At 73.2% G+C, this 24,543-nt stretch carries 21 protein-coding genes and 1 pseudogene; 5 read left to right on the top strand and 17 right to left on the bottom strand.

Going from position 1 to position 24,543, the window contains the following annotated elements:
* Positions 1 to 82: 82 nt before the first annotated feature.
* The gene (locus ACQPYA_RS08810) at positions 83 to 343 is read right to left on the bottom strand and encodes a Prokaryotic metallothionein (RefSeq protein ID WP_433532128.1); all 261 of its coding nucleotides are present in this window, start codon (positions 341 to 343) and stop codon (positions 83 to 85) included.
* Between the two features lie 230 nt (positions 344 to 573).
* Here ACQPYA_RS08810 and ACQPYA_RS08815 point away from each other — a divergent pair, with 230 nt between their 5' ends.
* Positions 574 to 1,314, top strand: a complete 741-nt coding sequence (locus ACQPYA_RS08815; protein WP_433532129.1) for a lytic polysaccharide monooxygenase — start codon at positions 574 to 576, stop codon at positions 1,312 to 1,314.
* On the top strand, positions 1,299 to 1,937 hold the full coding sequence (locus ACQPYA_RS08820; RefSeq protein ID WP_433532130.1) for a DUF305 domain-containing protein: 639 nt from the start codon (positions 1,299 to 1,301) through the stop codon (positions 1,935 to 1,937). Before ACQPYA_RS08815 ends, ACQPYA_RS08820 begins: the two co-directional genes overlap by 16 nt.
* Before the next feature lie 40 nt (positions 1,938 to 1,977).
* Here the strand turns inward: ACQPYA_RS08820 and msrB are convergent, their stop codons facing one another.
* Positions 1,978 to 2,388: a peptide-methionine (R)-S-oxide reductase MsrB gene (gene msrB / locus ACQPYA_RS08825; protein WP_433532131.1), complete on the bottom strand. Its 411-nt coding sequence runs from the start codon at positions 2,386 to 2,388 to the stop codon at positions 1,978 to 1,980.
* A gap of 47 nt (positions 2,389 to 2,435) precedes the next feature.
* Here msrB and ligD point away from each other — a divergent pair, with 47 nt between their 5' ends.
* Complete coding sequence (gene ligD / locus ACQPYA_RS08830) at positions 2,436 to 3,497, top strand: non-homologous end-joining DNA ligase (RefSeq protein WP_433532132.1); 1,062 nt, start codon at positions 2,436 to 2,438, stop codon at positions 3,495 to 3,497.
* Here ligD and ACQPYA_RS08835 read toward each other — a convergent pair.
* From ACQPYA_RS08835 to ACQPYA_RS08905, 15 genes and pseudogenes are all read right to left on the bottom strand, one after another.
* On the bottom strand, positions 3,487 to 3,939 hold the full coding sequence (locus ACQPYA_RS08835) for an N-acetyltransferase family protein (RefSeq protein WP_433532133.1): 453 nt from the start codon (positions 3,937 to 3,939) through the stop codon (positions 3,487 to 3,489). The two genes, ligD and ACQPYA_RS08835, sit on opposite strands and share 11 nt — an antisense overlap.
* 210 nt (positions 3,940 to 4,149) lie before the next feature.
* On the bottom strand, positions 4,150 to 4,809 hold the full coding sequence (locus ACQPYA_RS08840; RefSeq protein ID WP_433532134.1) for a C39 family peptidase: 660 nt from the start codon (positions 4,807 to 4,809) through the stop codon (positions 4,150 to 4,152).
* Between the two features lie 488 nt (positions 4,810 to 5,297).
* Complete coding sequence (locus ACQPYA_RS08845; RefSeq protein WP_433533436.1) at positions 5,298 to 6,860, bottom strand: alpha/beta hydrolase; 1,563 nt, start codon at positions 6,858 to 6,860, stop codon at positions 5,298 to 5,300.
* A 55-nt stretch (positions 6,861 to 6,915) separates the two neighbouring features.
* Entirely contained in the window at positions 6,916 to 8,028 is a 1,113-nt protein-coding gene (locus ACQPYA_RS08850) for an ATP-dependent DNA ligase (protein WP_433532135.1), read from the bottom strand.
* Between the two features lie 85 nt (positions 8,029 to 8,113).
* On the bottom strand, positions 8,114 to 9,031 hold the full coding sequence (locus ACQPYA_RS08855; protein WP_433532136.1) for a DNA-3-methyladenine glycosylase family protein: 918 nt from the start codon (positions 9,029 to 9,031) through the stop codon (positions 8,114 to 8,116).
* A gap of 130 nt (positions 9,032 to 9,161) precedes the next feature.
* Positions 9,162 to 9,830 (bottom strand): COG4315 family predicted lipoprotein, encoded by a 669-nt coding sequence (locus ACQPYA_RS08860; RefSeq protein WP_433532137.1) that lies wholly within the window; start codon positions 9,828 to 9,830, stop codon positions 9,162 to 9,164.
* 195 nt (positions 9,831 to 10,025) lie between these two features.
* Positions 10,026 to 10,802 carry a zf-HC2 domain-containing protein gene (locus ACQPYA_RS08865; RefSeq protein ID WP_433532138.1) on the bottom strand — a complete coding sequence of 259 codons (777 nt, stop codon included), beginning with the start codon at positions 10,800 to 10,802 and terminating at the stop codon, positions 10,026 to 10,028.
* Positions 10,799 to 11,491, bottom strand: coding sequence for a sigma-70 family RNA polymerase sigma factor (locus tag ACQPYA_RS08870; protein WP_433532139.1), 693 nt, complete (start codon positions 11,489 to 11,491; stop codon positions 10,799 to 10,801). Before ACQPYA_RS08870 ends, ACQPYA_RS08865 begins: the two co-directional genes overlap by 4 nt.
* Positions 11,492 to 11,574: 83 nt before the next feature.
* The gene (locus ACQPYA_RS08875) at positions 11,575 to 12,432 is read right to left on the bottom strand and encodes a spermidine synthase (protein WP_433532140.1); all 858 of its coding nucleotides are present in this window, start codon (positions 12,430 to 12,432) and stop codon (positions 11,575 to 11,577) included.
* Entirely contained in the window at positions 12,432 to 13,385 is a 954-nt protein-coding gene (locus ACQPYA_RS08880; RefSeq protein ID WP_433532141.1) for a hypothetical protein, read from the bottom strand. The genes ACQPYA_RS08875 and ACQPYA_RS08880 overlap by 1 nt, the downstream gene beginning before the upstream one ends.
* Before the next feature lie 37 nt (positions 13,386 to 13,422).
* Positions 13,423 to 15,896, bottom strand: a pseudogene (locus ACQPYA_RS08885) (AAA family ATPase).
* Positions 15,896 to 17,044 carry an exonuclease SbcCD subunit D gene (locus ACQPYA_RS08890; protein WP_433532142.1) on the bottom strand — a complete coding sequence of 383 codons (1,149 nt, stop codon included), beginning with the start codon at positions 17,042 to 17,044 and terminating at the stop codon, positions 15,896 to 15,898. Before ACQPYA_RS08890 ends, ACQPYA_RS08885 begins: the two are co-directional and overlap by 1 nt.
* Positions 17,045 to 17,059: 15 nt before the next feature.
* On the bottom strand, positions 17,060 to 18,832 hold the full coding sequence (locus ACQPYA_RS08895; RefSeq protein WP_433532143.1) for an ATP-binding protein: 1,773 nt from the start codon (positions 18,830 to 18,832) through the stop codon (positions 17,060 to 17,062).
* A 168-nt stretch (positions 18,833 to 19,000) separates the two neighbouring features.
* Positions 19,001 to 21,319, bottom strand: coding sequence for a hypothetical protein (locus tag ACQPYA_RS08900; protein ID WP_433532144.1), 2,319 nt, complete (start codon positions 21,317 to 21,319; stop codon positions 19,001 to 19,003).
* A gap of 124 nt (positions 21,320 to 21,443) precedes the next feature.
* Complete coding sequence (locus ACQPYA_RS08905) at positions 21,444 to 22,190, bottom strand: pyrimidine reductase family protein (protein ID WP_433532145.1); 747 nt, start codon at positions 22,188 to 22,190, stop codon at positions 21,444 to 21,446.
* Between the two features lie 150 nt (positions 22,191 to 22,340).
* On the opposite strand from ACQPYA_RS08905, the gene ACQPYA_RS08910 reads away from it, so the two are divergent.
* Together ACQPYA_RS08910 and ACQPYA_RS08915 are read left to right on the top strand one after the other, a co-directional pair.
* On the top strand, positions 22,341 to 22,886 hold the full coding sequence (locus ACQPYA_RS08910) for a plasmid pRiA4b ORF-3 family protein (protein WP_433532146.1): 546 nt from the start codon (positions 22,341 to 22,343) through the stop codon (positions 22,884 to 22,886).
* Between the two features lie 280 nt (positions 22,887 to 23,166).
* Entirely contained in the window at positions 23,167 to 24,453 is a 1,287-nt protein-coding gene (locus ACQPYA_RS08915; protein ID WP_433532147.1) for an ABC transporter substrate-binding protein, read from the top strand.
* Positions 24,454 to 24,543 lie beyond the last annotated feature (90 nt).

Consider the following 24,543-nt stretch of genomic DNA (forward strand, 5'->3'; position numbering starts at 1 on the left):
TGACCGGTGGGTGCCCGCGTGCTGCCGGTCCTGCGTGGGTGGGCGCTCGCGTGCTGCCGGCGGTGACGGGCGGGGGTGTGGATCAGGCGGGACGGGCGCCGACGGTGTCGCGGATCTCGGCGCCCTGTTCGGCCTCCTCGGCCCGCGCGCAGTGCCCACAGCAGAAGAAGCGGCCGGAGACCTCCACCCCGTGCCCAATGATCTTGACCTGGCAGTGCTCGCAGATCGGCGCCAGCTTGTGCGCGGCGCACTCGAAGCAGTCGAAGGTGTGCACGTCACCGCTGACCGTACGCACCTCGAACGCCAGCCAGTAGTCGTTGCCGCAGACCTCGCACGTTGCCACGACGTATCCCTCCGGGAGTCGATGTTTCACCCAGCGTGCGGCATATCAAGGGCAAGTAAGGGCAAAAGCGTGCAGATCGCTCGGAGGTGGCGGCGCGTCGGCCATCGGCGTGGCTCGCCGGGTTTGTCGGGGCGGCCGTCTTTTATTGACGGTGGTCTTTACTGTTAACAAGGTTTAAATTATGTTGGTGGCACCTCACCAGGCAACACGCCCGCGAAGGAGCTGCCACCATGCGCCGAAGAATCACCCTTCCGCTCGTCGCGACGGGCGCCATGCTCTCCACCCTCGCCGTCGCCACCCCGGCCCAGGCCCACGGCTACATCTCGTCACCGCCGAGCCGCCAGGCGCTCTGCGCCCAGAAGCGGGTCCCCGACTGTGGGCAGATCCAGTGGGAGCCGCAGAGCGTCGAAGGCCCCAAGGGGCTGCGCAACTGCCACGCCAACATCGCGCACTTCGCCGTCCTCAACGACGACAACCGGGGCTGGCCCGCCACCTCGGTCGGCACCACCGTGACGTTCACCTGGGTCAACACGGCCATGCACGCCACCCGCGACTGGGAGTACTACATCGGCAACAGCCGGGTCGCGGTGTTTGACGGCGGCGGGCGTCAGCCCGGCGCGACCGTGTCGCACACCGTGAACCTCTCCGGCTACTCCGGCCGGCAGAAGCTGCTCGCGATCTGGAACATCTCCGACACCGCCAACGCCTTCTACTCCTGCGTGGACCTCCAGATCGGTGGCGGCGGCGGCAACCCGACGCCGAGCCCGACCACGCCGCCGGCGCCGTCGCCCACCCCGACGGCCGGTCCGACCACCAACCCGCCGGCCGGCGGCACCTGGGCCGCCGGTCGCGCGGACGCCGTCGGTGACCAGGTCACCTATGGCGGGCGCACGTACCGCTGCCGGCAGGCGCACACGGCCATCGCGGGGTGGGAGCCGCCGAACGTACCGGCGCTGTGGAGTCTGGTCTGACCAGCGGGAGGTGCGGTCGGGCCCGGCCCGCGCCGCACCTCCCGGCGCTGGCCCTGCTCGCCGTGTTGCTCGCCGCCGGCTGCGGCGGGGCACCGGCATCGACCGCCGGTGACACCCCGGCGCCACCCGCCGCCGGTACGCCGGCAACCGGGATCTCGGGTACGCCGGGCACCGCCGAGATGACCGGCATCGACCTGCTCTTCCTCTCGATGATGGCCGGGCACACCGAGCAGACGTTGGAGATCGTCCGGCTGGTCCGGGACCGGCTGGCCGACACCGAGCTGCGGACCCTGGTCGCCGCGATCGAGGTGACCGAGGCCGACGAGTTGGAGACCGCGCGTACCTGGTTGGCGCGGGCCGGGCGCAGCGCGCGGGCCGACGACCACGCCGGGCACGGCACCGGCCCGGAGCAGTTGGCGCGGCTGCGTGACGCCCCGGCCGCCGACCTCGACGCGGTGCTGATCGAGGTGCTCAGCGCCCACCAGCAGGCCGCCGCCGACCTGGCCCGGGCGCACCTGGCGGCCGGCACCGACGAGCGGGTACGCGACCTCGCCCGGCGGGTCGAGCAGTCGCGTACCGCACAGGTGCAGCTGATGGCGAGCCGTCCCGCCGCCCGGAGCTGACCGCAACCGCCGCCGGCCCCGGCGGCGGGGCGGCCGGCGTTCAGGCGTCGCTGGGGTCCAGGCGGATGGAGAGGGAGTTCACGCAGTGCCGGGTGTCCTTCGGGGTGAAGCCCTCACCGTGGAAGACGTGCCCGAGGTGGCTGTCGCAGCGGGCGCAGCGGATCTCGGTACGCCGCATGCCGAAGCTGTTGTCCTCGATCTCCCTGATCGCGCCCGGGATGGCATCGTCGAAGCTCGGCCAGCCGCAGTGCGAGTCGAACTTGGTGTCGCTGGGGTACAGCTGCGCACCGCAGGCCCGGCAGCGGTACACGCCGGGCGTCTTGGTGTCGACGTACTCGCCGGTCCAGGCCGGCTCGGTGCCGTGCTCGCGCAGCACCCGGAACTCGTCGGGACTGAGCCGGACCCGCCACTCGTCCTCGGTGCGGGGCAGTTCGCTGTCGGGAAGACTCACCCACCAACGGTACGTCGAAGGTCAGGCCCATCGCATATGGTCGCGCAATGGGTGGCACAAAGCCCGCGGCCAAGGAGATCGAGGTGGCCGGGCACACCGTACGGCTGTCGAGCCCCGATCGGGTGATCTTCCCGGAGCGCGGCTTCACCAAGGCCGACGTCTTCCACTACTACCTGGGCGTCGGCGACGGCATCATGCGTGCGCTGGGCGGGCGGCCGACCACCCTGCAACGCTTCCCCGACGGCGTCGAGGGGGAGATGTTCTTCCAGAAGCGGGTGCCGGCCCGGGGCGTGCCGCCCTGGGTGCGTACCGCGGAGATCAGCTTTCCCAGCGGGCGTAAGGCCGCGGAGCTCTGCCCGGCGGACCTGGCCCACGTGGCCTGGGCGGCGCAGATGGGCACCGTCGTGTTTCATCCCTGGCCGGTACGCGCCGCCGACGTCGACCGCCCCGACGAGCTGCGGGTCGACCTGGATCCGCAGCCCGGCACCGACTTCGCCCACGCGGCGACCGCCGCCGGTGAGCTGCGCGCGATTCTCGACGAGCTGGGGGTGGCCGGCTGGCCGAAGACCTCCGGCGGCCGGGGCGTGCACGTCTACCTGCGCATCCAGCCGCGCTGGACGTTCGTCGAGGTGCGCCGGGCCACCATCGCGCTGGCCCGGGAGCTGGGCCGTCGCCGCCCCGACCTGGTCACCACCGCCTGGTGGAAGGAGGAGCGCGGCGAGCGGGTCTTCGTCGACTTCAACCAGATGGCCCGGGACCGCACCATCGCGTGCGCGTACTCGCTGCGGGCCAACGCGCGGGCGACCGTCTCCACCCCGGTCGGCTGGGACGAGCTGCCCGACGTCGACCCGGACGACTTCGACCTGCGTACCGTGCCGCAGCGGCTGGCCGAGCGGGGCGACCCGCACGCCGGCATCGACGACGCCGGGTGGGACATCACCCCGCTGCTGGAGTGGGCCGAGCGGGACGCCGTCGCCGGTGAGGGCGACCTGCCCTACCCGCCGGACCACCCCAAGATGCCCGGCGAACCCAAGCGGGTCCAGCCCTCCAAGGACCGCGACCGCCCCGATCGTCCTTCCCGTGCCGGCGGCGACGGGGTCAGAGGCTGAGCTTCATGCCCTCGTGGCTGGCGACGAAGCCCAGGCCAAGGTAGAAACGGTGGGCGTCGTGCCGGCTCTTGTCGGTGGTGAGCTGCACCAGGCCGCAGCCACGCTGGCGCGCCTGGTCGATCGCCCAGGCCATCATCTGCCGGCCCAGTCCCCGGCCTCGCTGGTCCGAGCGGATCCGTACCGACTCGACCAGCTGCCGTTCGGCGCCGTGCCGCCCGAGCCCGGGGATGTAGGTGAGCTGCATGCAGCCGAGCACCTCGCCCCCGGCCTCGGCGACCACGAGCCGGTTGCGCGGGTCGGCGGTGATGGCCGCGAACGCCCGCTCGTACGTGGCGTCGACCTCACCGACGTCCCGGGTACGCCCCAGCATGTCGTCGGCGAGCAGGTCGAGCACGGCCGGCAGGTCGGCCCGGACCGCCTCGCGGAAGATCGCATCGCTCATCCCGCGAGAGTCGCACAGCGGCGCGAACCGATGCGCGGGAGAGCCAGCCCCGCCACTACCAGCGCGGCGGGCAACTTCGGGGAAGTTGCTGCCCCGGTTCGGGTTGAGGCAGCAACTTCCCCGAAGTTGTCGCGGGTTCCGGAGGCGTGTCGGGGTGGGGACGGCGAAGGCCGACCCCGTTCGGGGTCGGCCTTCGTGGATCTCGGGTTGTCAGCTGGTGGCGGTGTAGCCGCGGGTGGCGATCCAGTTGGCGAGGTTGTCCACGCTCATGCGGTAGCTGGCCTGGTCGGGGTTGGCGGAGTCGGCGATGGTCACCGTCTTCCCGCCGTCGCGGTAGCCGACGACGCTGATGTAGTGGCCGCCCTCGAAGGAGTGGGTGGTGCCGTCGGTGTCAGTGGTGGTGCCGGCGATGTTGGCGACCACGGCGCGACCGTCGTCGACGGTGCGGACGATGTCCTCGCGCAGCTTGTCGACCTGCTTGGCGTCAGCCTTGGCTGCCGTGATCTCGACGGACCTGTAGACGTCCTTACCGGTTTCCTTGTTCAGGACGGGGGTGATGTCGTTGATGGAGTTGGTGCCGGCTTCGGTGGTGCCCATTTCCTTGGCCATGGTGTCGACGTTGATGTCCTTGCCTTGGACGGAGAGGGCGTTGCGGGTGGCGGCGGGGCCGCAGTAGTAGTAGTTCGGCTGGGCTTCGTAGCGGACGTTCAGCTCGCGTTCGCTGTTGTTCTTGCGGTCGGCCTGCACGGAGGCGGTGGCGGCTTGGGTGCCGGGGGTGGCCTGGGCGGCGATGGCGGGGCCGGCGATGCCGGCGGTGGTGGCGGCAGCGGCGATGGTGAGGGCGGTCTTACGCAGGATGGTGGTAGCCATGATGAGTTCACGCCTTCCGTTCGGGGGTGTGCGCGGCCCGCGCCGCGGACGGGGGATGCGGCGGGACCGTGCGGAGGGGGAAAGTCGTTCCGGTTCGTCGGCGATCCGTTGGGGGACCTGCTCGTGACGTCCGGACCGGGTGTAACGCCGGGGGGTGGGGGTTCATTCCGGCCACCCGGGGTGCGACGCCCGTGGTGCAGAGCAGCGTGGCGCTGGGAGGGGCATCGCGATGCGCCGCCGAGAGGGCGTCGCGGTTACGCCATGTTCAACGACCCGGGGCCGGCCATCATTCCGCGTTCGGGTGGCCGCGAATACCGGACACCGGCCCCAAACCGGGCATTACGTGAACACACCCGGTCGTCATGAGCATCGCTGAAGCTCAGCCTCACCGGTCTTGCGCACAACCGGGCATACGCCGCGACAGGGCATCCGGACCGGTGTCGCGGTGAACCCGGTGGCGATGGTGTCGGAACCCGATGAAGGCCCCTCTAGCGTGCCGGGCAGCGTTTGCCCTCGGCCGGGACGGTCAGGTCGATCAGGTACGCGTCGACCGCGTCGGTGACGCAGGTGGTCTGCGGGTAGGCGGTGTGCCCCTCGCCCTCCCAGGTCAGCACCCTGCCGACACCGAGCATCTCGGCCAGCGCCGGGGTCTGCTCGTACGGGGTGGCCGGGTCACCGGTGGTGCCGACGACCAGGATCGGCGGGGCGCCGTCGGCGCGGCCGGTGGGGTAGGGGTCGCTGCCGCCCGGCCACTCGGTGCAGGAGACCAGTCCGGCCGCCAGCGCCGGACCGAACAACGGGTACTGCTGACGCCACTGTGACTGCAACTGGCGGATCCGGTCCAGGCTGGGCCGTTCCTCCTCGTCCGCGCAGTTGATCGCCATGTTGGCGTCGAAGAGGTTGGAGTAGTGGCCGTTGTCGTCGCGGTCGGTGTACGCGTCGGCCAGCCGGAACACGTCGTCGGGGTTGCCCGTCTCCAGCCGGTCGATGGCCCGGGCGAGTTCCTGCCAGCCGGATTCGGTGTAGAGCGAGGAGATGACCGCGTAGAAGACCCAGCCGGCGGTGGCCTCCCGACCGTCGGCCGCGCGGACCGGGGAGACCCGGGCCTTGTCGACGGCGGAGGTCACCGCCGCCCGGGCGTCCGGCGCGAGCGGGCAGCGGGCCGCGTTCGCCGTGCACCACCGGTTGAAGTTGTCGAAGGCCCGCTCGAAGCCCTTGGCCTGGCTCTCCGAGCCCTCGATCAGACCCTGGCGGGGGTCGACCGCACCGTCGAGCACCAGCGCCCGGACCCGCTGCGGGAACAGTTGGGCGTAGGTGGCGCCGAGCAGGGTGCCGTAGGAGTAGCCGAGGTAGGTCAACTTGTCGTCGCCGACCGCGGCGCGGATCGCGTCCATGTCCCGGGCGGCCTGCTCGGTGGAGTAGAGCGGCAGCTGGTCGCCGTACCTGTCGCCGCAGCCCGTGCCGATCCGCTTGTTGAGCGCGACGAAGTCGTCGAACGACTCCTGGCTGCGCGGGTCGGGGTCGTAGCCGAAGGCGGCGTCGAGGTCGGCGTCGGGAATGCACTCCACCGGGCTGGACCGGGCCACCCCGCGCGGGTCGAAACCGACGATGTCGAAGCGTTCCAGGATGCTGTCGGGCAGGCCGCCGAACTGCTCGCCGAAGGAGAGGTAGATGGCGGTGTCGACCCCTGACCCGCCGGGTCCGCCCGGGTTGAGCAGCAGGGAGCCGATCCGGTCGTGCTGCTTGGTGGAGCGGGCCCGGATCAGGGCGATCTCGAAGGTCTCACCGGCGCCGGGGCCGGTGGTGGCGCCGCTGCCGCCGGCCCAGTCGCGCGGGACCTTGATGCGGGTGCACTCGTACCGGATGTCGGGGGCGCCCCGCCCGACCACCTCGCGGGGCGTCTCGGGGCAGGGCTGCCAGGTCGGTGTCGTCCCCAGCGCCGCGGCCTCGCCCTCGGTGTCGGCACGCGGCGCGAAGGCCGGCAGCGTGCAACCGGCGGTGACCACCGCGGCGGCGGTCAGGGCGGCCAGGGTGAGCCGGAAGCGGCGGATCCGGTCGGGAGTACGGGTCACGAGCGAGCCCTCCGTGATCGGGTCGACGGCCAGGCTACGCGGAGTCGGGCGTGGACCCGACCGGCACCGCTGGGTCGCCCCGCAGGACCTGGTCCACGTCGAACCGGATCGGCCGGTCCAGCTGATCGTATCGGCACGAGCGCGGGTCGCGGTCGGGACGCCAGCGGACGAACCGCGCGGTGTGCCGGAACCGGTCGCCCTCCATCGCGTCGTACGCCACCTCGACGACCAACTCCGGGCGCAGCGGCTCCCACTCCAGGTTCTTGGCGCCCGTCCACCGGCTGACCCCGCCGGGGATGCGCTGGCCCCGCTCGTGGTCGCCGTGCACCCACGGATGCCCGGCCCCGACCTCGCGGTAGGGGGCCAGCTCCGCCAGCAGCTCGGCACGGCGGGCCATGGTGAACGAGGCGCTCACCCCGATGTGGTGCAGCACCCCGGCGTCGTCGTAGAGCCCGAGCAGCAGCGAGCCGACCACGGGGCCGGACTTGTGCCAGCGGAACCCGGCCACCACCGTGTCGGCGGTGCGGGCGTGCTTGACCTTGAACATCAGCCGCTTGCCCGGCTCGTACGGCAGGTCGGCGGGCTTGGCGATGAGCCCGTCCAGCCCGGCGCCCTCGAAGACGTCGAACCAGCGGCGCGCGGTCTCGGCCTCGGTGGTGACCTGGGTGACGTGCACCGGGGGCTGGACCGCGGTGAGGGCCTGCTCCAGCCGGGCGCGGCGGGTCGGGTAGGGCGCGTCGAGCAGGCTCTCGTCGTCGAGGGCGAGCAGGTCGAAGGCGACGAAGTCGGCCGGGGTGGTCTCGGCGAGCAGTCTCACCCGCGACGCCGCCGGGTGGATGCGCTGGGCCAGCAGCTCGAAGTCGAGCCGGGGCGCGCCGTCCGGCCCGTCCCGGCGGATCACGATCAGCTCGCCGTCCACCGCGCAGCGCGGCGGCAACTGCTGGCGAGCCTGCGCCACCACCTCGGGGAAGTAGCGGGTCATCAGCTTGCCGCCTCGGCTGGCCAGCTCCACCTCGTCACCGTCGCGGAAGACGATGCAGCGGAAGCCGTCCCACTTGGGTTCGTAGGTCATCCCCGGGCCGGTGGGGATCGACGCGACGCTGCGGGCCAGCATCGGCTCCACCGGCGGGTTGATCGGCAGGTCCACGGCGACCAGTCAACCAGACGGCACCGACACCGGTGCGGCAGATCACTGCCGGCCGGCGGGTGGCGTCCCGGTTGCCCGTGCTGTTTCAGAACCGGGCGAAGGAGCGGACGGGGGCGCGGGGGCCGTAGCGCGGCGCCTGGACGCCGGCCGCCTCCAGCAGCCGGCAGACCCGGCCCCGGTGGCCTCGGAACGGCTCCAGCAGCGCCAACATCCGGGCGTCGTCGCCGCGCGGCTCGCCGGCCAGGGCCCAGGCGACCGTGTTCGGCACGTGGTAGTCGCCGACGCTGACCGCGTCCGGGTCCCCGTACGCGATCCGGACCACCTCGGCGGCGGTCCACGGCCCCACGCCGGGTATGGCGCGCAGTACCCGGGTGGCCTCGGCGGAGCCGGCGCAGCGCGCCAGCCGGCCGGCGCTCGCGGCGGCCCGGCGGAGCGTCTCGGCCCGGCGCTGCTCCACGCCGAACGGGTGGAAGACCCAGTACGGGGCGGCGGCCACCTGCGCCGGCTCGGGCGGCAGCAGCAGCCGCACCGGTCCGGGTGCCGGCTCGGCGAAATGGCGGACGGTGGCCGCGTACGCCCGGTAGGCCTCCTTGCCGGTGACCTTCTGCTCCAGGACGGCCCGGAGCACCCGGGGGAAGACCAGCCCGGTGGCCGGCATCCGCAGCCCGGCGTGCTCTGCCGCGAGCCGGGCCACCACCGGGTGGCCGGCGGCGAGGTCGGCGAACCCGGTCAGGTCGTCGCGGAGCCCGGCGATCGCGTCGGCGCGTTCGACCACCCAGCCGGCCCCCGGGCCGTACCCCTCGGCGAGCAGGTCACCGGCGACCGGCCGCAGGGCGAGGGTGGCCGGTCCGGCGGGGGTGCGGGCCGCCCACCAGAAGACGTCGCCGGTGATCCGCGCGCAGGGGTCGTACGGGCTGAAGGTCAGCGGGCGAACCGAGGCGGCGAGCCGGTAGCCGGACGGCGGTCGCAGCGCCCGACTCGCGGTGGGCTCGGTCCCGGTCACCGGCCCACTCTGCCACCCCGGCCGACCATCCGGGGCAGCGCACTCCCGCCCGCGCCGCCGGAGAGCCCGCCGGCACGACGATGGCCGGTCGCGGCCCGCACGGGCGGCGACCGGCCATCGGTCGGCTGGATCAGTAGTCGTAGTCCGAGTCGGAGCTGTCCGACTTGGTCTTCGACGGCGGGGCGACCGCCTTCGGCGTGCCCTTGGGCAGGCACTCCAGGTTCTTGCTGCCGTCCGGGTTGACCACGAACCAGGTGCCGCCGACGCCCTGGCCCTTCCACTGGCCGGCCTTCTTGTCACCGATGTAGGTGTAGAGCGGCCAGCCGTCGAGGGTGATCTGGCGGGTGCCGTCCTGGCGGGTGATGGTGCCCACGGCGTCGTCGGAGACGCCGGTCAGCTGCGGGTTGCCGTCGGTCAGCGCCGGCGGCCACACCTCGGCGCACTGGTCCACGCAGTTCGACGACGGCGGGTCGTTGGTGTCGCGGTCGAAGCGGTACAGGAGGAAGCCGTCCTGGTTGACGACGGCGCTGCCCATCCGGGGGAACTTCTTGCCGGTGAGACTCTCGGTCAGCTCGACACCGTCGGGCAGGGGAGCGTCGCTCTCGGCCTCCGCGCCCGGCGAGGCCGACGCGCCCGGCTCCGCGCTGGCCTCGGGATCGGCGGTCACGGTGGGCTCGGCCGCGGCGACGGCGACCGGCTCGGCCCCGCCGGCGTTCGATCCGTCGTAGCCTGCCGGAGCGCAGGCCGTCAGTGCGACCATGGCGCTCGCGACCACGACGGTCCGCTTCATCTTTGCCACGTGCCCTCCTCATGCTTGTCTGTCCCCCGGAAGTACGGAGTGGGCGCTGTCAAGGTTGAACCTGAAACGGTGGCTAAGCTCACAAGAAATCGTTGAACCGAACCTCGCGCCGCTGCGTGAGAGTGCGTATCCGCTGACCAGCGCCACGAAGGCCCGCCTCCGACGGAGGCGGGCCTTCGTTCGTGTCGGTACGGGTCAGGGCGCGGGCACCGTCAGCAGCAGACGGGGGGAACCCTTGCCGCTGACCTCCTGCACCTCAAGGTGCTTGATGTCGTCCAAGGTGGCCGACGTGGTCGCGGAGAGAGCTGCCCGCAGCGGGTTGCTGTTGGTGCCGTACCCGCTCGGCGGCACCGTCCAGGTCGAGACGACCTCGGTACTGGCGTCCTTGCGGACCACGACCAGGCGGCAGGTGCGCGGACCCGGCAGCCGGCCGAGGGTGAAGTCGACCTTGGTGCCGAAGTCCTTCGAGATCAACCAGAACGTCGACTCCACCCCGGTGCTGGGATCGGTGACGTTGACCTGTTCGCCCTCCTGCGCGTTGCCGCCGGCTCCCGGATCGCCCGGGTTGCCGGAGCTGCCGCCCGGTGGGTCGAACGGAACGGTGGTCGGCCCGGCGACCGGCGGCGCGGCGCCGTCGTCGGTCAGGTTGCTGAACACGACCCCGGTCAGCCCGCCGAAGACCACCACGGCCGCGGCGGTCGCCAGGATCTGCCGGAACCGCGCCTTGCGGCGGTGCGAACGCAGCGCCACGAGCGTCCGGTCCAGCAGGACCGGATTCGAGTGGGTCTGCTCCATCGCGGTGATCGACTCTTCGTCGATGTCGGAGAGGAGCCCGACCACCGGCACCATCGACTCCAGCTCGGCGGCGCACGCCCAGCAGGTGGCGAGGTGTTCCTCGAACCGCTCCATGTCCTGTTCGTCCAGCACGCCGAGCGCGTACGCGGCGACGTCCATGTGGTCTACCCGGCTCATTCCGTCACCCCCCTTTCCTGCAGAGCTGTGCGCAGCGCGCGCAGCGCGTAGTAGACCCGCGACTTCGCGGTGCCCAGTGGTAGGCCGAGTTCCTCGGCCGCCTCCGGCACCGTGCGGCCCCGGAAGTACGTCGCCACCAGGATCTCCCGGTGCGACTGGCTCAACGTGCGCAGCGCGTCCGCGACCGTCATCGAGCGGAGCACCCGGTCGGTGCTGTCCGACTCGGCGAACGCGGTCAGGTCCCGGTCGTACGTCTCGGCCGGGCGGGCCTGTTCGCTGCGGTGCTCGTCGATGGCGATCCGGCGGGCCACCGTGACCAGCCAGGGCCGTAGCGACCCCTGCCCCTGCGTGCCCAGCCGGTGGGCGTTGCGCCAGGCGCGCAGCAGCGTCTCCTGGACGATGTCCTCGGCTCGTTGCCGGTCGCCACCGGTCAGCCGCATCACGAACATCAGCAGCGGGCCGGCATGCTCGGCGTAGAGCGTGCGGATCAGCTGGTCCGAGTGGGCGGCCTCGGTGGCCGAGGCCTGGTGGCGGCCAGGGGCGGGTCGTGGCGTCACCGGGCTATTCTGGCGAGACGTCGCGCGGGAGTCGACCCCACGGTCGGACGTGGTCGGCCGCGACTGGGACCGGGCGGACATCCAGTCCACCCGCACCCGGTCGCCCTGCCAACCGACCGCCAGTGCGTGCATGCAGACCTCCGGGTGTCCATGGACAGAAGCCGTCCCCCCACGGGCATGGCTGCCGAGTGGTACGCATGGCGGCACCGAACGGATCAACGTCCCACGGAAAAAATTCCCGGCGGTGGCGGAGTGGAGTCGGTTGCGTCACCGTCCTGCACGACCGTGGCGCCGGTGGCGAAGCGGTCGAGGTCCGCGCCGGCGAGCACCCGACCCGGGAACCAGTCGCCGGCGGCCCGCCGGGTCAGCGTCGCCACCGGTGGCTCCTGGCGGCCGGCGACCAGCACCAGGTTGCCGTAGCGCCGCCCGCGCAGCACCGGGGCATCGGCGACCAGGCAGGCCCGGGGCAGCACCGACCGTACGGTGGCGACCTGGCCGCGGGCGTAGCGCAGCGGCGGCCCGTCGGCGAGGTTGGCCAGGTACCAGCCGGCGGGTGTGAGCACCCGGGCCGCCTCGGCGGCGTACTGCACCGAGGTCAGCCGGGCCGGCGTCCGGGCACCGGCGAAGACGTCGGCGACGATCACGTCGTAGCTGGCGTCCCGGCTGGCGGCCAGCACCTCCCGCGCGTCGCCGACCCGTACCTTCAGCCGCGGGTCGGTTCGCCACGGCAGCTTCCGCCGGACCAGCTCGACCAGGGCGCCGTCGACCTCGACGACCCGCTGGGTCGAGCCCGGCCGGGTGGCGGCGACGTACCGGGGCAGCGTCAGCGCGCCACCGCCCAGGTGCAGCATCCGCAGCGGAGCACCGGCGGGCGCGACCAGGTCGATCGCCGCGGCGAGCCGCCGGACGTACTCGAACTCCAGGTGGGTCGGGTCGGCCAGGTCGACGTGTGACTGTGGCGCGCCGTCCAGCACCAGCGTCCAGGCGCCGGACCGGTCCGGGTCGGGCAGCAGCTCGGCCTGCCCGGTGTCGACCCGCTCGGTGATCCGCTCGGCGTCGCGCCGCCGACCCATCAGCGGCCGGTCCGGGCGGCGGCGGTCAGCGCGCGGTGCAGCAGCCGGGCGTCGCCCAGCCGGGAGCGCAGCAGGCGCTCCAGCCCGGCGATCGGGACCAGGTTCTGCGGGGCCCGGGGGTCCTTGTACGGGGTGGAGGCGAACCGGGGCAGGGTGACCAGCGACAGGTCGGCCAGCTGGATCGCCTCCTCGGCGGCCAGCTCCGCCGAGCACTCCACCCGGACGATCCCGGCCCACGGCGCGCCGGAGGCCACCGGCAGCCGCAGATACCACGACCAGCCGTCCCAGGCGGTGCCGAGGCGGAACACCGGCGAGCGGTGGCCCGACGGCAGGCCGGTGACCACCGCGCTGAGCCGGGCGTCGAGGTACTGCCGGTGCTGGCTCTTGATGTAACCGAGGGTGCGCGGCAACTGCCGCCGGTTGCGCAGCTGCCCGTCCACCACCAGCAGGTCGCCGTCGGTACGGGCGGTGGCCGAGACCTCCACCTCCAGGGCGGTCAGCGGCCCCTGCACCGCGGCCGGCAGCTTGGCCAGCTCGCCGGTGCCGCCGACCCGGTGCACCGGGTACCGGATGTTGCCGGCCAGCACGTCGGTCGCCGACGGGCTGGCGGTGAAGAGCCCCCGGCCCACCTTGGTGCCGGCCAGGTGCGCCGCGCCGCGCTCCAGGTTGCAGCGGACCACCCCGGCGGCGTACGAGGCGGCCAGGCCGGGGAAGGAGTTGCCGTCCTCCTCGGCCGTCCAGACCCCGGCGTCGATCCGGCGTACCCCGTCGACCAGGAGCACCACGTCGGGTGGGCGGAGGCCGCCACGGGGGCCGATCGCCCGCCAGTCCAGCGTGGGCAGCTCGTGGTCGGTCTCGACCCGGGCGTTGCTCTGCGCGGAGGGGCCTTCCGGCGACGCCTCGAACGACGCCCCGTAGGCCGGATCCCAGGCGTCCACGAAGAACCGGCTCACCGGGCCGGCCCCCCGGCCACGAACGCGGGGCCCATGCTCACCGGCCGGTCCGTTCGATGCGGGCCGAGCGGGCGTCCTTGCGTACCTCGAAGCGGACCGGGATGCGCTCGGCCAGCGTCGGCACGTGGGTGACCACGCCCACCATCCGGTCACCCCGGGCGGCCAGATTTTCCAGGGTGGCGGCAACCGTGTCCAGAGTGGCCGCGTCGAGGGTGCCGAAGCCCTCGTCCAGCACGATCGACTCCAGGCTGGCCGCGGTGGTGGACATCCCGGCCAGCTGCTCGGAGAGCGCCAGCGCCAGGGCCAGCGACGCCTGGAACGTCTCGCCGCCGGAGAGCGTGCGCACCCCCCGGCGCAGACCGGCGTCGTGGTGGTCGACGACGAAGAACTCGCCCTTGTCGTGGACCAGGTCGTACTGGCCGCCGGAGAGCTCCCGCAGGATCCCCGACGCGCCGTCGACCAGCAGGTCCAGCGCCTCGGCCAGCAACCAGCGCTCGAAGTTGTTGGCCCGCAGGTGGCCGGCGAGCGCCCGCGCCACCTGGGCCCGACGCTCGTGCCCGGCCCGCTGCGCGCGCAGCTCCCCGGCCTGCTCGCGGCGCTCCGTCAACCGGCGCAGGTCGGCCTCGGCCCGTTCCACGGCGACCGTGGCGGCGCGCACCGGGTCGTCGGCGGCCGGCAGCCCGGCGTCGACGAAGATGGCGGTGATCCGGGCCGCCGCCGCGCTGGCCGCCGCCTCGGCCTCGGCGACCGCCGCCGCCAACCCGGCCCGCTCCGACCGGCGGCGCTCCGCCTCGGCCCCGGCCCAGCCGGCCAGCGCGGCCCACGCGGCGGCCACGTCGTCCCGGTCGGCCGAGGGCGGGCCGAACCGGGCCAACCCGTCCCGGGTGTCGTCGAAGCGTCGCCACGCCCCCGCAGCCGCTCCTCGGCCGCGTCCACCGCGCCCCGGGCCCGCCGGGCGGCGTCCCGGCCGGCGCGGACCGCCGTGGCGGCCTCGTCCAGCGCCCGCCGCAACCGCCCGTGCTCGGCCAGCCTCTCCCGCAGCGCCTCGGCGGTGGCCGCCCCGGCGAGCCGCTCGTCCAGCTCCGCCAACCGGCTCCGCAGCCCGTCCTGCTCGGCGCGGGCGCGCAGCAGCACCCGGTCCCGCTCGCGGGCCGCCGTGTCGCGCTCGGCCAGCACCCGCTTGGCCGCCTCGCTGGCCGTCCGGGCCGCCTTGCCGGCCGCCACCGCGCGGGCCACCGCCGAACCGGCCGGGATCGCCGGCACCCGGGCGATCGGCTGCGCGCAGACCGGGCAGGAGTCCCCGTCGGCCAGGTGCGCCCGCAGCGCCGCCGCCTGGTCGGCGGCCTTCGCCTCCTCGTGGGCTCCGAACGCCGCCGCCAGCTCCTCCTCGGCCCGCTCCGCTGCCGCCCGCGCCTCGCTCAGCGCCCGCACCGCCGCGTCGTGCGCGGCGCTCGCGGCCTGCACCGCGGCGTGCGCGCCCGCCGCCTGGCCGGCCAACTGCTCCCGATCGGCGTACGCCCGCAGCAGCAGCCGCAACGCGCTCTCGTCACCGGCGGCGGTCAGCTCACCGCGCAGCTTCTCCTCACGCTCCTCGGCCAGCGACACCGCGCTCGCCGCCGCGTCGGACTCGGCCCGCGCGGCGGCCACCGACCGGGCCACCTCGGCCACTCCGTCCGGTGCCCGGACCTCGGCCAGCACGGTCAACTCGGCGTCCAGCGCGGCCAGCGCCCTGTCCGCCTCCCGCGCCGTGCCCCGCGCCGCGTCCAGCTCCGGTACGGCGGCGATCACCGTCTCGGCCAGCCCGGTCATCCGGTCGAGGTGGCCGGTGACCTGCTCCAGCGTGGCGTCGTCGACGTCGGCCAGCCCGGCCAGCAGTTGGTCGACCGCCTCCAGCTTCGCCTCGGCCTGCCCGGCCCGGGTGGTGGCCCGCTGCTGCACCTGCTCGTAGACGCCGAGGCCGAGCAGGTTGACCAGGATCTGCTGCCGGGTGGCGGGCCGGGCGTGCAGGAAGTCGGCGAACTGCCCCTGCGGCAGCACCACGCAGCTGGTGAACTGCTCGTACGGCAGGCCGACCGCCTCCTGCACCGCGGCGTCCATCTCGGCCGGGGTGCCGGCCACCACCTCGCCCAGATCCTCCGGGCTCAGCCCGGTGTCCAGCTTGGTCACGTCGAAACCGTCGGGCATCAGCTGCAACCCGGCGTTCGCGGTCTTCGCGTTGCCCCGGCTGTCCCGGCGCACCACCCGGGTGGCCACGTAGCGGGCACCGCCGGACTCGAAGACCAGCCGGACCCGCGCCTCGGTGGCGGACGGCGCCAGGGCGTTGCCCAGCCCGCGCGCCCCACCCCAGCGGGGCACCGTGCCGTAGAGGGCGAAGCAGATCGCGTCGAGCACCGTCGACTTGCCGGAACCGGTCGGCCCGACCAGAGCGAAGAAGTCGGCGTCGGTGAAGTCGACAGTGGTCTCGTCGCGGAAGACGGTGAAGCCGGCCATGTCCAGCCGCATCGGCCGCATCAGTGATCCACCTCCTCGATCAGCTCGTCGAAGAGTTCCCGGACGCCGTCGTCGGCGTGGCCCCGGCTGTCCAGGTAGTCGGCGAAGAGCTGCCGGGGCGAACGGCCAGAGCGCTGGGCGACCCGGGCGCCGCTGCCCGGCGCGGCCATCAGCTCCGGGTCGATACGGATCTCCAGCGCGCGGGGGAGCAGCTCCTGCACCTCCTCACGCAGGCCGGCCCGGGGGTGCTCGCGCACGTAGACCCGCAGCCAGCCCTCCGGCGGGGTGATCTCGGCGAGCTGGGCCAGCGTGCCGCGCACCGTGCGCAGCGAGGTGGCCGCGGTGACCGGCACCTCCCGGACCTGGGCCGCCCTGGTCGCGGTGACCTCGACCAGGGTCACCGACGGGACGTTCTCCTGCTCGCCGAAGTCCACCGCCAACGGGGCGCCGCTGTAGCGGATCGGGCAGGGCCCCTGCACCCGCTGGGCGCGGTGCAGGTGACCCAGCGCGACGTAGTGCGCGGTGCCGGGGAAGACGGTGGCCGGCACCGCGTAACCCAGCACGGTGTGCGCGTCCCGCTCGCCGCCGCCGGAGGCCGCCCCGACCACGGTCAGGTGGGCGGTGACCAGGTGCACCCGGTCGGGCTCGTCGAACCCGTCGGTGAGCCGGGCCAGGATGCGGCCCAGGTGGTCGGCGTAGGTCTGGGTGGTCTCGGCGGCGGTCAGCTCGTACATCTCGACCGCGCGGATCGCGTACCGCTGGGACAGGAAGGGCAGCGCGGCCAGCCGCCAGCGCTCCCCGCCGGCGGTGCTGCCGTCGATGACGTGCTCGGCCGGATCCTCGCGTACGCCGCCGCGCAGGGTGATGCCGGCGGCCTCGGCCCACGGCCGCAGCGCGTCCAGCGCCGGGCCGTTGTCGTGGTTGCCGCCGATGGCCACCACGTCCGCGCCGGTGCGGCGCAGCGCGGTGAGCGCCCGGGTGACCAGGCGGGTCGCCTCCGCGGTCGGCGCGGCGGTGTCGTAGAGGTCACCCGCGATGACGACCAGGTCGGGCTGCTCCTGCCGGGCGATGTCGATGACGCCGGCCAGCACCTGCTTGTGCTCCTCGGCCCGGGACTGCCCCTTGAGGACCTTGCCCACGTGCCAGTCCGAGGTGTGCAGGATCTTCATGGCACAACCCCCTGCCTAGAACGGGATGTCGTCGTCGGCGCCGCCGCCGGAGCCCACCACCGCGAACGGATCGGCGGACTGGGTGATCGAGCGTAGGGTCTGCGACGGCGCGGCGCCGGCCTCGGAGACCCGGGTCGCCCAGGCCGGGAAGGGGAACTCCAGGCAGAGCGGGACGGGAATGTCGGGCTGGTTGACGAACATGGTGCCCGGTTTGGCCAGCAGCGCCCGTTGCCGCTGCGCGGGCGGGAGGAAGCCGTATTCCGGACGGGACGCCTCGGCCGGGTCGAGCCGGCCGACCACCCGGATCGCCGAGTTGGTGACGATGCGCCGCTCCACCTCGCTGGCGGTCTGCTGCGCGCCGACCAGGATCACTCCGAGCGAGCGGCCCCGCTCGGCGATGTCGAGCAGCACCTCCTTGATCGGGGAGGAGCCCTCCCGGGGGGCGTACTTGTTCAGCTCGTCGAGGACCACGAAGAGCAGCGGCTTGGCGGTGCCGGCCTTCTCCTTGCGCTCGAACTCGCTCTTGAGCGTCACGCCGACCACGAAGCGCTGCGCCCGATCCGGCAGGTTGTGCAGGTCGACGACGGTGACCTGGGCGCTCTCCGAGGTGTTGATGCGGTGCGGGCGGCGGGTGGCCAGGTCGCCCCGGATCAGCCGGGAGAGGTCCTTCTTGCTGCCGATCAGCCGGCGGGCGAAGGCGTTGACCGTGCCCAGGCCGACCGCGCTGCCCGCCCAGTCGCCCCGGGTCTCGTCGTCGCTGAGCTGCTCGACGACGTGATCGACCAGGTCGGCGTAGGTGCCCAGGCGAACCCCGTCGATGCTGACCCCGCCGTCGGCGGGTTGGGCGTACCGGGCCAGGTGGGCGGCGACCGAGTGGACCACCATCGTGTACTGCTGGCGCTCGTCGTCGGCGTCGGCGAAGACGTACGGCAGGAGACGCTTCTCGCAGAACTCGGCGAGCGTCCAGTAGAAGCTGTCCACACCGGTCAGCCGGCTGCTCACGTCGGGTGTGCCGGAGGAGTCGCCGGCCCGGGGCGGGGCGTACACCCGCACGTCGGGGAAGGCATCGGCGGCCAGGCCTAGCCGGGCGTATCCGGCCCGGGTCGCGTCGTCCAGCCGGGCGTTCGGGTGGTCGAGGAAGAGGAGATCCTCGCCCTTGACGTTGAAGATCAACGCCTTGGCGTTGACCGCGTCGCCGCCGAGCTGCCCGGAGCGGAACACCGAGTAGAGCAGGAAGGTGGCGAAGCTGGTCTTGGTGGCCACCCCGGAGATGCCGGAGATCGACACGTGGGCGCCCCGGGTGCCGTCCAGGAAGTCGGCGTTGAGGTAGACCGGCACCCCGTCGCGGCCGGTGCCCATCGGGATCCGCCGTTCCATCCGGTCGAAGTGCAGGGCCCGGGCCCGGGCGTCGCCCTCGGCCCGGTGCACCACCGCGCCGGGTTGCGGCGGCACGTAGAACTCCGGATCCACCCGGGTGGTGGTGATCTCGGCGGCCTCCTGCACCTGCGCCGGCAGGGTGCCGTCGGCGATGGCGAAGACGTCGGACTCGAACTGGGCGCCCTCGTGCCGGGCCCGGACCTGGGTGACCACCCCGGCGATCGTCACCGGCTCCCGGTCGGGCAGCTCGCGCCGGGTCACCACGACATCGTCGAGCTGGAGGTAGCTGCCGGGGGCGACCGCCGTCCAGAACTGCAACGGAGTGGCGTCGGCGGTGCCGAGCACCCGGCCGACCCCCTCGCCCGGCCCGGCCAACCCCTCGCCCGGGCTGTTGTGCCCCTGGTCAGTCATCGGGCAGCTCCGGTCGGCTGGTCGTCGCGGTCGGCACACACGCCCTGCATCCTGCCGGAGGAGTACGACAGCCCGCCACGCGACGCGGCGGAGACCACGTCGTGGCATGGCGGCGATCGCGTACGGCGACGGCCCGTCCACGGTCCGTGCCGGTGATCGGCCGCTCGGCTACGGGCCCCGCGCCGCGCCGCCCGGCTCCGGTGGGACGGTGTCCGGGTCGAGCCGTCCGGCCAGATCCCGTACGGCGTCCTCGTAGGCGGCATCGGTGTGGTACGGCCAGTGCCGCTCGATCGGCGGGGGCACCGTGTCGTCCGCTGCCACGGTCACCCCATGTGGGTCGCGCAACCGCCGGTCGACCGTCCCGGCCGGGCCCTCAACCCGGGGCTGCTCACCGGGCCGGTGCGCGGAGAACATCGGGCCACCGATCGGATCGGTGTTGCGCCACAGGTTCACCCATCGCCAGCCGATCCGGTCGCCGACCTCGTAGAGGGTCTGGTCGCCGAGGAAGGCCGGACAGAGTCGGGCGTAGAGCCGGTGCAGGGGGCTGCCATGGGTCAGCAGCGCCACCCGGGGCAGCGCCTCCTCCGGAAGCTGGAGCACGGTGGCGGCGGCGAGCACCGAGCCGTGCGAGTGCCCGGAGACGATCACCCCGCCCTTGGTGGACAGCGCGGTGATCCGTCGGGCGAGTTCCGGCACCGCCCGCTCGGCATAGCAGGGTGGTGCGAACGGGTGCACCGTACGCGGCCAGAAGGTGCCCAGGTCCCAGATCACCGCCACCGTACGCCGGGTCTCCTCGGACCGGTAGGAGAGCAGTCCGAGCAGGACGATGCCCACCCCCACCAGGCCGATGACGTAGATCCCGACGTCGGTGGCGAGCGCCAGCTCCTTGGTCCCCCCGCTGTCGCTGTGCACCAGTACCCGGCTCAACTGCGACGGGCCGATGCCGATCAGGTCCAGGGCGACCGTGGTGACCCCGAGCAGCGACAGGAGCAGGAAGGTGGTGAAGACGGGGCTCAACTGCTCGGCGATCGCGGCACGGGCGATGATCTCCCGGACGACGTTCCGTCGGGGCGTGCCCTCCGGTGGCACGTCGGGAAAGTCCTGCTGGACGATGGACTCGGCCAGTCGACGTCGCCGACGCCGGGAGATGTAGATCCGCCATATGGTGCTCGCGGCGACCACCATGACCGCGGCGAGCCCGGCCAGCGCCGCCCAGCGGTAGGAGACCGGTGGCTCCAGTTCCGCTCCACCGGGCTGGTCGGGCCGGGCCGGATTGGGGATGTCGCCCCGGTCGAGGAAGTCGGCGACGCGGTAGACCAGCGCCGCGGAGAACCCGTACGCGGCGGCGACCGCTGCGGCGGCGAGCACCGGGCTGGCCAGTCCGCTCAGCCAGGACAGGGCGGCGGTCGGACTGCGTCGTCGTTGGTGAATGGTCGCCACGACGAGGGCGACCAGCAGGCCGGCCTGGGCCGCGACGACGCCCGCCACCGCGCCCTCGTACCCCGGTAGTTGCCCGCGCGGTGTCTCCGGCTCGATGGGCAGCACGGTGTAGCCGAGGGAGAGGACGGTGATCGCGCCGGCCGCCAGCCGCAGCGGCCGGATGCCCCGCAGGTCGACCGGCCCCCGGCCCAGGCCGGGCGACGGGGTGCGCGCGGGCAGGCAGAGCAGGACGGCGCAGGCCGCCAGCAGGATCCAGGCCGCGACGTAGAGCACGTGCCCGACCAGCGTGGGGTGGATGTGGATTTGCGCGCCGAGCAGCAGCGCGGCGAGCGTGCCGAGCCCGACCGCGAAGTGGATGGCCCGCAGCCGTTGCACGACGAGGGCATCGTTCCAGAATCCGGGCCGGTCGATCCGGTCCTCGCCCTCGGTGGTGCGGTTCTGCCCGCGCCCGGCCGGGAACGCCTCGAACGCCCGGGCCGAGCGCTCCCCGATCCACCAGAGCAGGCGGAGCGCGGCGATCGGCAGCAGCGCGAGAACGGCCAGGCGCGGCCCGAGGGCCATGTCGGCCAGCCAGCCCAGGTAGCCGCGATCCCGCACGCAGACGTGGAAGGGGGCGCACTGCCAACCCACCAGGTCGACGCTCACTCCCACCATGGACAGGACGAACGCCGCGGTCAGGGTGGCCGCCAGCAGCCGGCACAACGGGCCGATCGCCCCGCCGGTGCCGCCGGTGGCCGGTCGGGTCCAGACGGCGAGGTTCACCAGCATGAACGGCAGCAGGAACAGCAGGGACAGGGTCCGCACGGCGGTGCCCGCGGTCAGCGCGCCCCATCGGTACGCCTCCACCAGCAGCCCGGTCGGCCGGTCGCTGACGCCGAACCCGGCGCGGGGGCGGTAGAAGCCGGCGTTCTCGTCACCGGCGACGCGGTCCACCACGGGGTGGTCCAGCAGGGTTTCGGCCGAGGTGCCGGAGACCCCGTGCACTCTCAGCTCGACCACCTCGTGCACCAACGTCCCGCCTCCCGGCAGTTGCCGCTTCCGGTTCACGGTAATGAGTTGACCGGTTGCTATGCGGCGATTTCGACCAATTCTCGGCTGGCCGCTCCCGGCTGCCGGGCGGGACTTGCCGCACGGCCCGGTGGGACCGGCCGTGGGCCGCCGGTGGCCGGAGTCAGCGCCGGGCGTAGCGCAGCAGCAGGGTGTCGTCGCCGGCGAGCAGGACGTGGCGCAGCGGCAGCTGGCGGGCGGGGCTCGGGTCCCCGGTGGTGATCCGGCCGGCGCCGGCCCCGGCGAGCAGCGGAGCGACCGACAGGCAGACCTCGTCGACCAGGTCGGCGGTGGTGAGCGCGCCGAACAGGCGCGGGCCGCCCTCGCAGAGCACCTGGTCGAGCCCGCGTCGGCGCAGCTCGGCCAGGCCGGCGACGAGGTCGACCCGGCCGTCACCGCAGCGCACCAGGTCGGCCACGGCGGCCAGCCCGGCCGGGGCCGGCGCGTCGTCGCGGGTGAGCACCACGGGGCGTACCGGCGCGTCGGCGAAGGCCGCCTGGGCCGGGTCGAGGTCGAGGAGACCGGAGACCACCACGAGCGTCGGGTACTCGGTCAGCCCGTGCGCGCGCCGCCAGGCCCGACGCCGCTCGTCGAGGCGGACCGCCCGGTACCCCTCGCGGCGCAGCGTGCCGGCCGCCACCAGCAGCGCGTCGCAGAGCATCCGGAGCAGCCCGAAGACCCGCTTGTCGGGCTCGCCGGACAACCCGGCGGAGAGGCCGTCGACGCTGACCGCGCCGTCGACGCTGGTCACGAAGTTCATCCGGAGGAGGGGCCGGTCGGCGCGACCGTAGCGGGCGACGAGCGTGTCGTCGTCGAGCGGCGCGGGTGACGGGTCCGGCCAGAGTGCGGAAATCGGAAGTCCGACGTTCATTCGCCGGCCGGACCGGTGACCGGAGGGGTGGGTCGGGGGGTACGGTGCTGGCAGTCGCACCAGTTCCGGCCGGGGCAGTCGACGTGCCGCCGCGTCCGGCACGCTCGGCAGATCATGCTCGCAGCCTATGCCGCGGGAGGATGGGACAGCATGCCGCGTCAGATCTTCCAGCTGAGGATGTCGCTGTCCGGGGTACGTCCCCCGATCTGGCGTCGGGTGCTGGTGCCCGGCGGCTACACCCTGGATCGGGTGCACCGGGTGGTGCAGCACGCGATGGGCTGGCGCGACTGCCATCTGCACTCGTTCGAGATCGACGGCCTACAGTACGGCGAGCCGGATCCCGACGGTGAGCTGGCCGTGCAGGACGAGCTGGACGTCCGGCTGGACGCGGTGGTGGGCAAGGGCAGCCGGTTCCACTACACCTACGACTTCGGCGACTGGTGGGAGCACGACCTGCTGGTGGAGGACGCCTTCACCGCCGAGGCGGACGAGCGCTACCCGAGCTGCCTGGACGGCGAGCGGGCCTGCCCGCCGGAGGACGTCGGCGGTCCGCAGGGCTACCTGGTCCTGCTCGCCGCGCTCGCCGATCCGGGGCATCCGGACCACGGGCCGATGCGCGACTGGGTGGCTGCCGGCTTCGACCCGGCCGCCTTCGACGCCGGTCGGGCCGACACGCTGCTGCGTCGCCTCTGCTGACGACCACCGCTGACGACCACCGCGTCCGGCGACCGCCGGCGCGCCGGGTGGCGGTCCGGCCATCGACCAGGCCCGTTCGGCGGTAACGATCTGGGAACGCTCCCATTGGCCTATTGACACTCCTGACACCTCCCGGCAATCTCATGGGAGCGTTCCCAAAGAGGTGTGGATCACAATCCCGCCCTGGGCGCCGCCGCCGGCTGACCGAGCCGGCGGCGGCAGACGCTGCGGCACCCCCCACCACACGTAAACCAGCCTCACCACCGAAAGAGGGGTCAGGATGAGCCTCACCACGCGGCGTACCCGCATGGCGGCGGCCGCCCTGGCGGCGATCACCGCCGTCGGCGGTCTCGCGGCCTGCGGCAAGGACGATGACACGCCGGCCGACGGCGAGAAGCCCGCCAAGTTGGTCGTGGACACCTTCGGCGAGTTCGGCTACGACGAACTCGTCAAGCAATACGAGCAGCAGACCGGCATCAAGGTCGAGCTGCGCAAGACCGCCCAGCTCGGTGAGTACCGGCCCAAGCTGGTCCGCTACCTCGCCACCGGCAAGGGCGCGGCCGACGTGACCGCCCTGGAAGAGGGCATTCTCAACGAGTTCAAGGCCAACCCGCGCAACTGGGCGGACCTCACTCCGCTGGTCGCCGACCACTCCAGCGAGTACCTGCCCTGGAAGTGGGAGCTGGGCAAGGCGCCGGACGGGCGGCTGATCGGCCTGCCGACCGACGTCGGCAGCCTCGCGGTCTGCTACCGCAAGGACCTGTTCGAGGCGGCCGGGCTGCCCACCGACCGCGACGCGGTCTCGGCGCTCTGGCCGGACTGGAACGGCTTCCACGCGGCCGGCAAGAAGTACAAGGACGCCACCGGCAAGGCCTTCATCGACTCGATCACGGCGGTCTCGAACGGCGTGCTGTTCCAGCAGGGCAGCGACCTGTTCTACGACAAGGAAAACAACATCATCGCGGACACCAGCCCCGCGGTGAAGTCCGCCTGGGAGACCGCGACCTCGATGGCGGACATCTCCGCCAAGGCGCAGACCTGGTCGCCGGAGTGGTCGGGCGGCTTCAAGCAGGGCACCTTCGCGGCCACCTTCTGCCCGTCCTGGATGCTCGGCATCGTCGCGGACAACTCCGGTGAGGCCAACAAGGGCAAGTGGGACGTGGCAGCCGTGCCGGGCGGCGGCGGCAACTGGGGCGGCTCGTGGCTGGCCGTGCCGGAGCAGAGCAAGTACCAGAAGGAGGCGGCCAAGCTCGCCGAGTTCCTGACCAACGCCACCAGCCAGGTGGAGGCGTTCAAGGCCAAGGGCCCGCTGCCGACCAACCTGGAGGCGCTGAAGAACGAGGCCTTCCTCGGCTACACCAACGAGTACTTCAGCAACGCGCCGACCGGCAAGATCTTCGGCGAGAGCGTCAGCAAGATCGAGCCGATCCACCTCGGTCCGAAGCACCAGGCCGTGAAGGAGAACGCACTCGAGCCGGCCCTGCGGGCGTTCGAGAACGGGCAGGTCAGCAAGGACAAGGCCTGGGATCAGTTCACGAAGGACGCACAGACTCAGGGTGCCTTCTGAGTGATTCGCATCCGGTGGCGTCCGGGGACCACCCGGACGCCACCGGTCGGTCCCCTTCCGGGTAGCACCCTGCGCGAGGGCTCCCCGGGC

The organism is Micromonospora sp. CA-263727, assembly GCF_050942455.1.
Taxonomy (GTDB): domain Bacteria; phylum Actinomycetota; class Actinomycetes; order Mycobacteriales; family Micromonosporaceae; genus Micromonospora.

Bases quoted from the DNA above. Each gene is read 5' to 3' on its own strand.
- ACQPYA_RS08890 (WP_433532142.1), bottom strand. From the start codon at position 17,044: ATGAAGATCCTGCACACCTCGGACTGGCACGTGGGCAAGGTCCTCAAG.
- ACQPYA_RS08905 (WP_433532145.1), bottom strand. From the start codon at position 22,190: ATGAACGTCGGACTTCCGATTTCCGCACTCTGGCCGGACCCGTCACCC.
- ACQPYA_RS08815 (WP_433532129.1), top strand. From the start codon at position 574: ATGCGCCGAAGAATCACCCTTCCGCTCGTCGCGACGGGCGCCATGCTC.
- ligD (WP_433532132.1), top strand. From the start codon at position 2,436: ATGGGTGGCACAAAGCCCGCGGCCAAGGAGATCGAGGTGGCCGGGCAC.
- ACQPYA_RS08865 (WP_433532138.1), bottom strand. From the start codon at position 10,802: ATGAGCCGGGTAGACCACATGGACGTCGCCGCGTACGCGCTCGGCGTG.
- ACQPYA_RS08835 (WP_433532133.1), bottom strand. From the start codon at position 3,939: ATGAGCGATGCGATCTTCCGCGAGGCGGTCCGGGCCGACCTGCCGGCC.
- ACQPYA_RS08910 (WP_433532146.1), top strand. From the start codon at position 22,341: ATGCCGCGTCAGATCTTCCAGCTGAGGATGTCGCTGTCCGGGGTACGT.
- ACQPYA_RS08875 (WP_433532140.1), bottom strand. From the start codon at position 12,432: ATGGGTCGGCGGCGCGACGCCGAGCGGATCACCGAGCGGGTCGACACC.
- ACQPYA_RS08870 (WP_433532139.1), bottom strand. From the start codon at position 11,491: ATGCACGCACTGGCGGTCGGTTGGCAGGGCGACCGGGTGCGGGTGGAC.
- ACQPYA_RS08915 (WP_433532147.1), top strand. From the start codon at position 23,167: ATGAGCCTCACCACGCGGCGTACCCGCATGGCGGCGGCCGCCCTGGCG.
- ACQPYA_RS08840 (WP_433532134.1), bottom strand. From the start codon at position 4,809: ATGGCTACCACCATCCTGCGTAAGACCGCCCTCACCATCGCCGCTGCC.
- ACQPYA_RS08895 (WP_433532143.1), bottom strand. From the start codon at position 18,832: ATGACTGACCAGGGGCACAACAGCCCGGGCGAGGGGTTGGCCGGGCCG.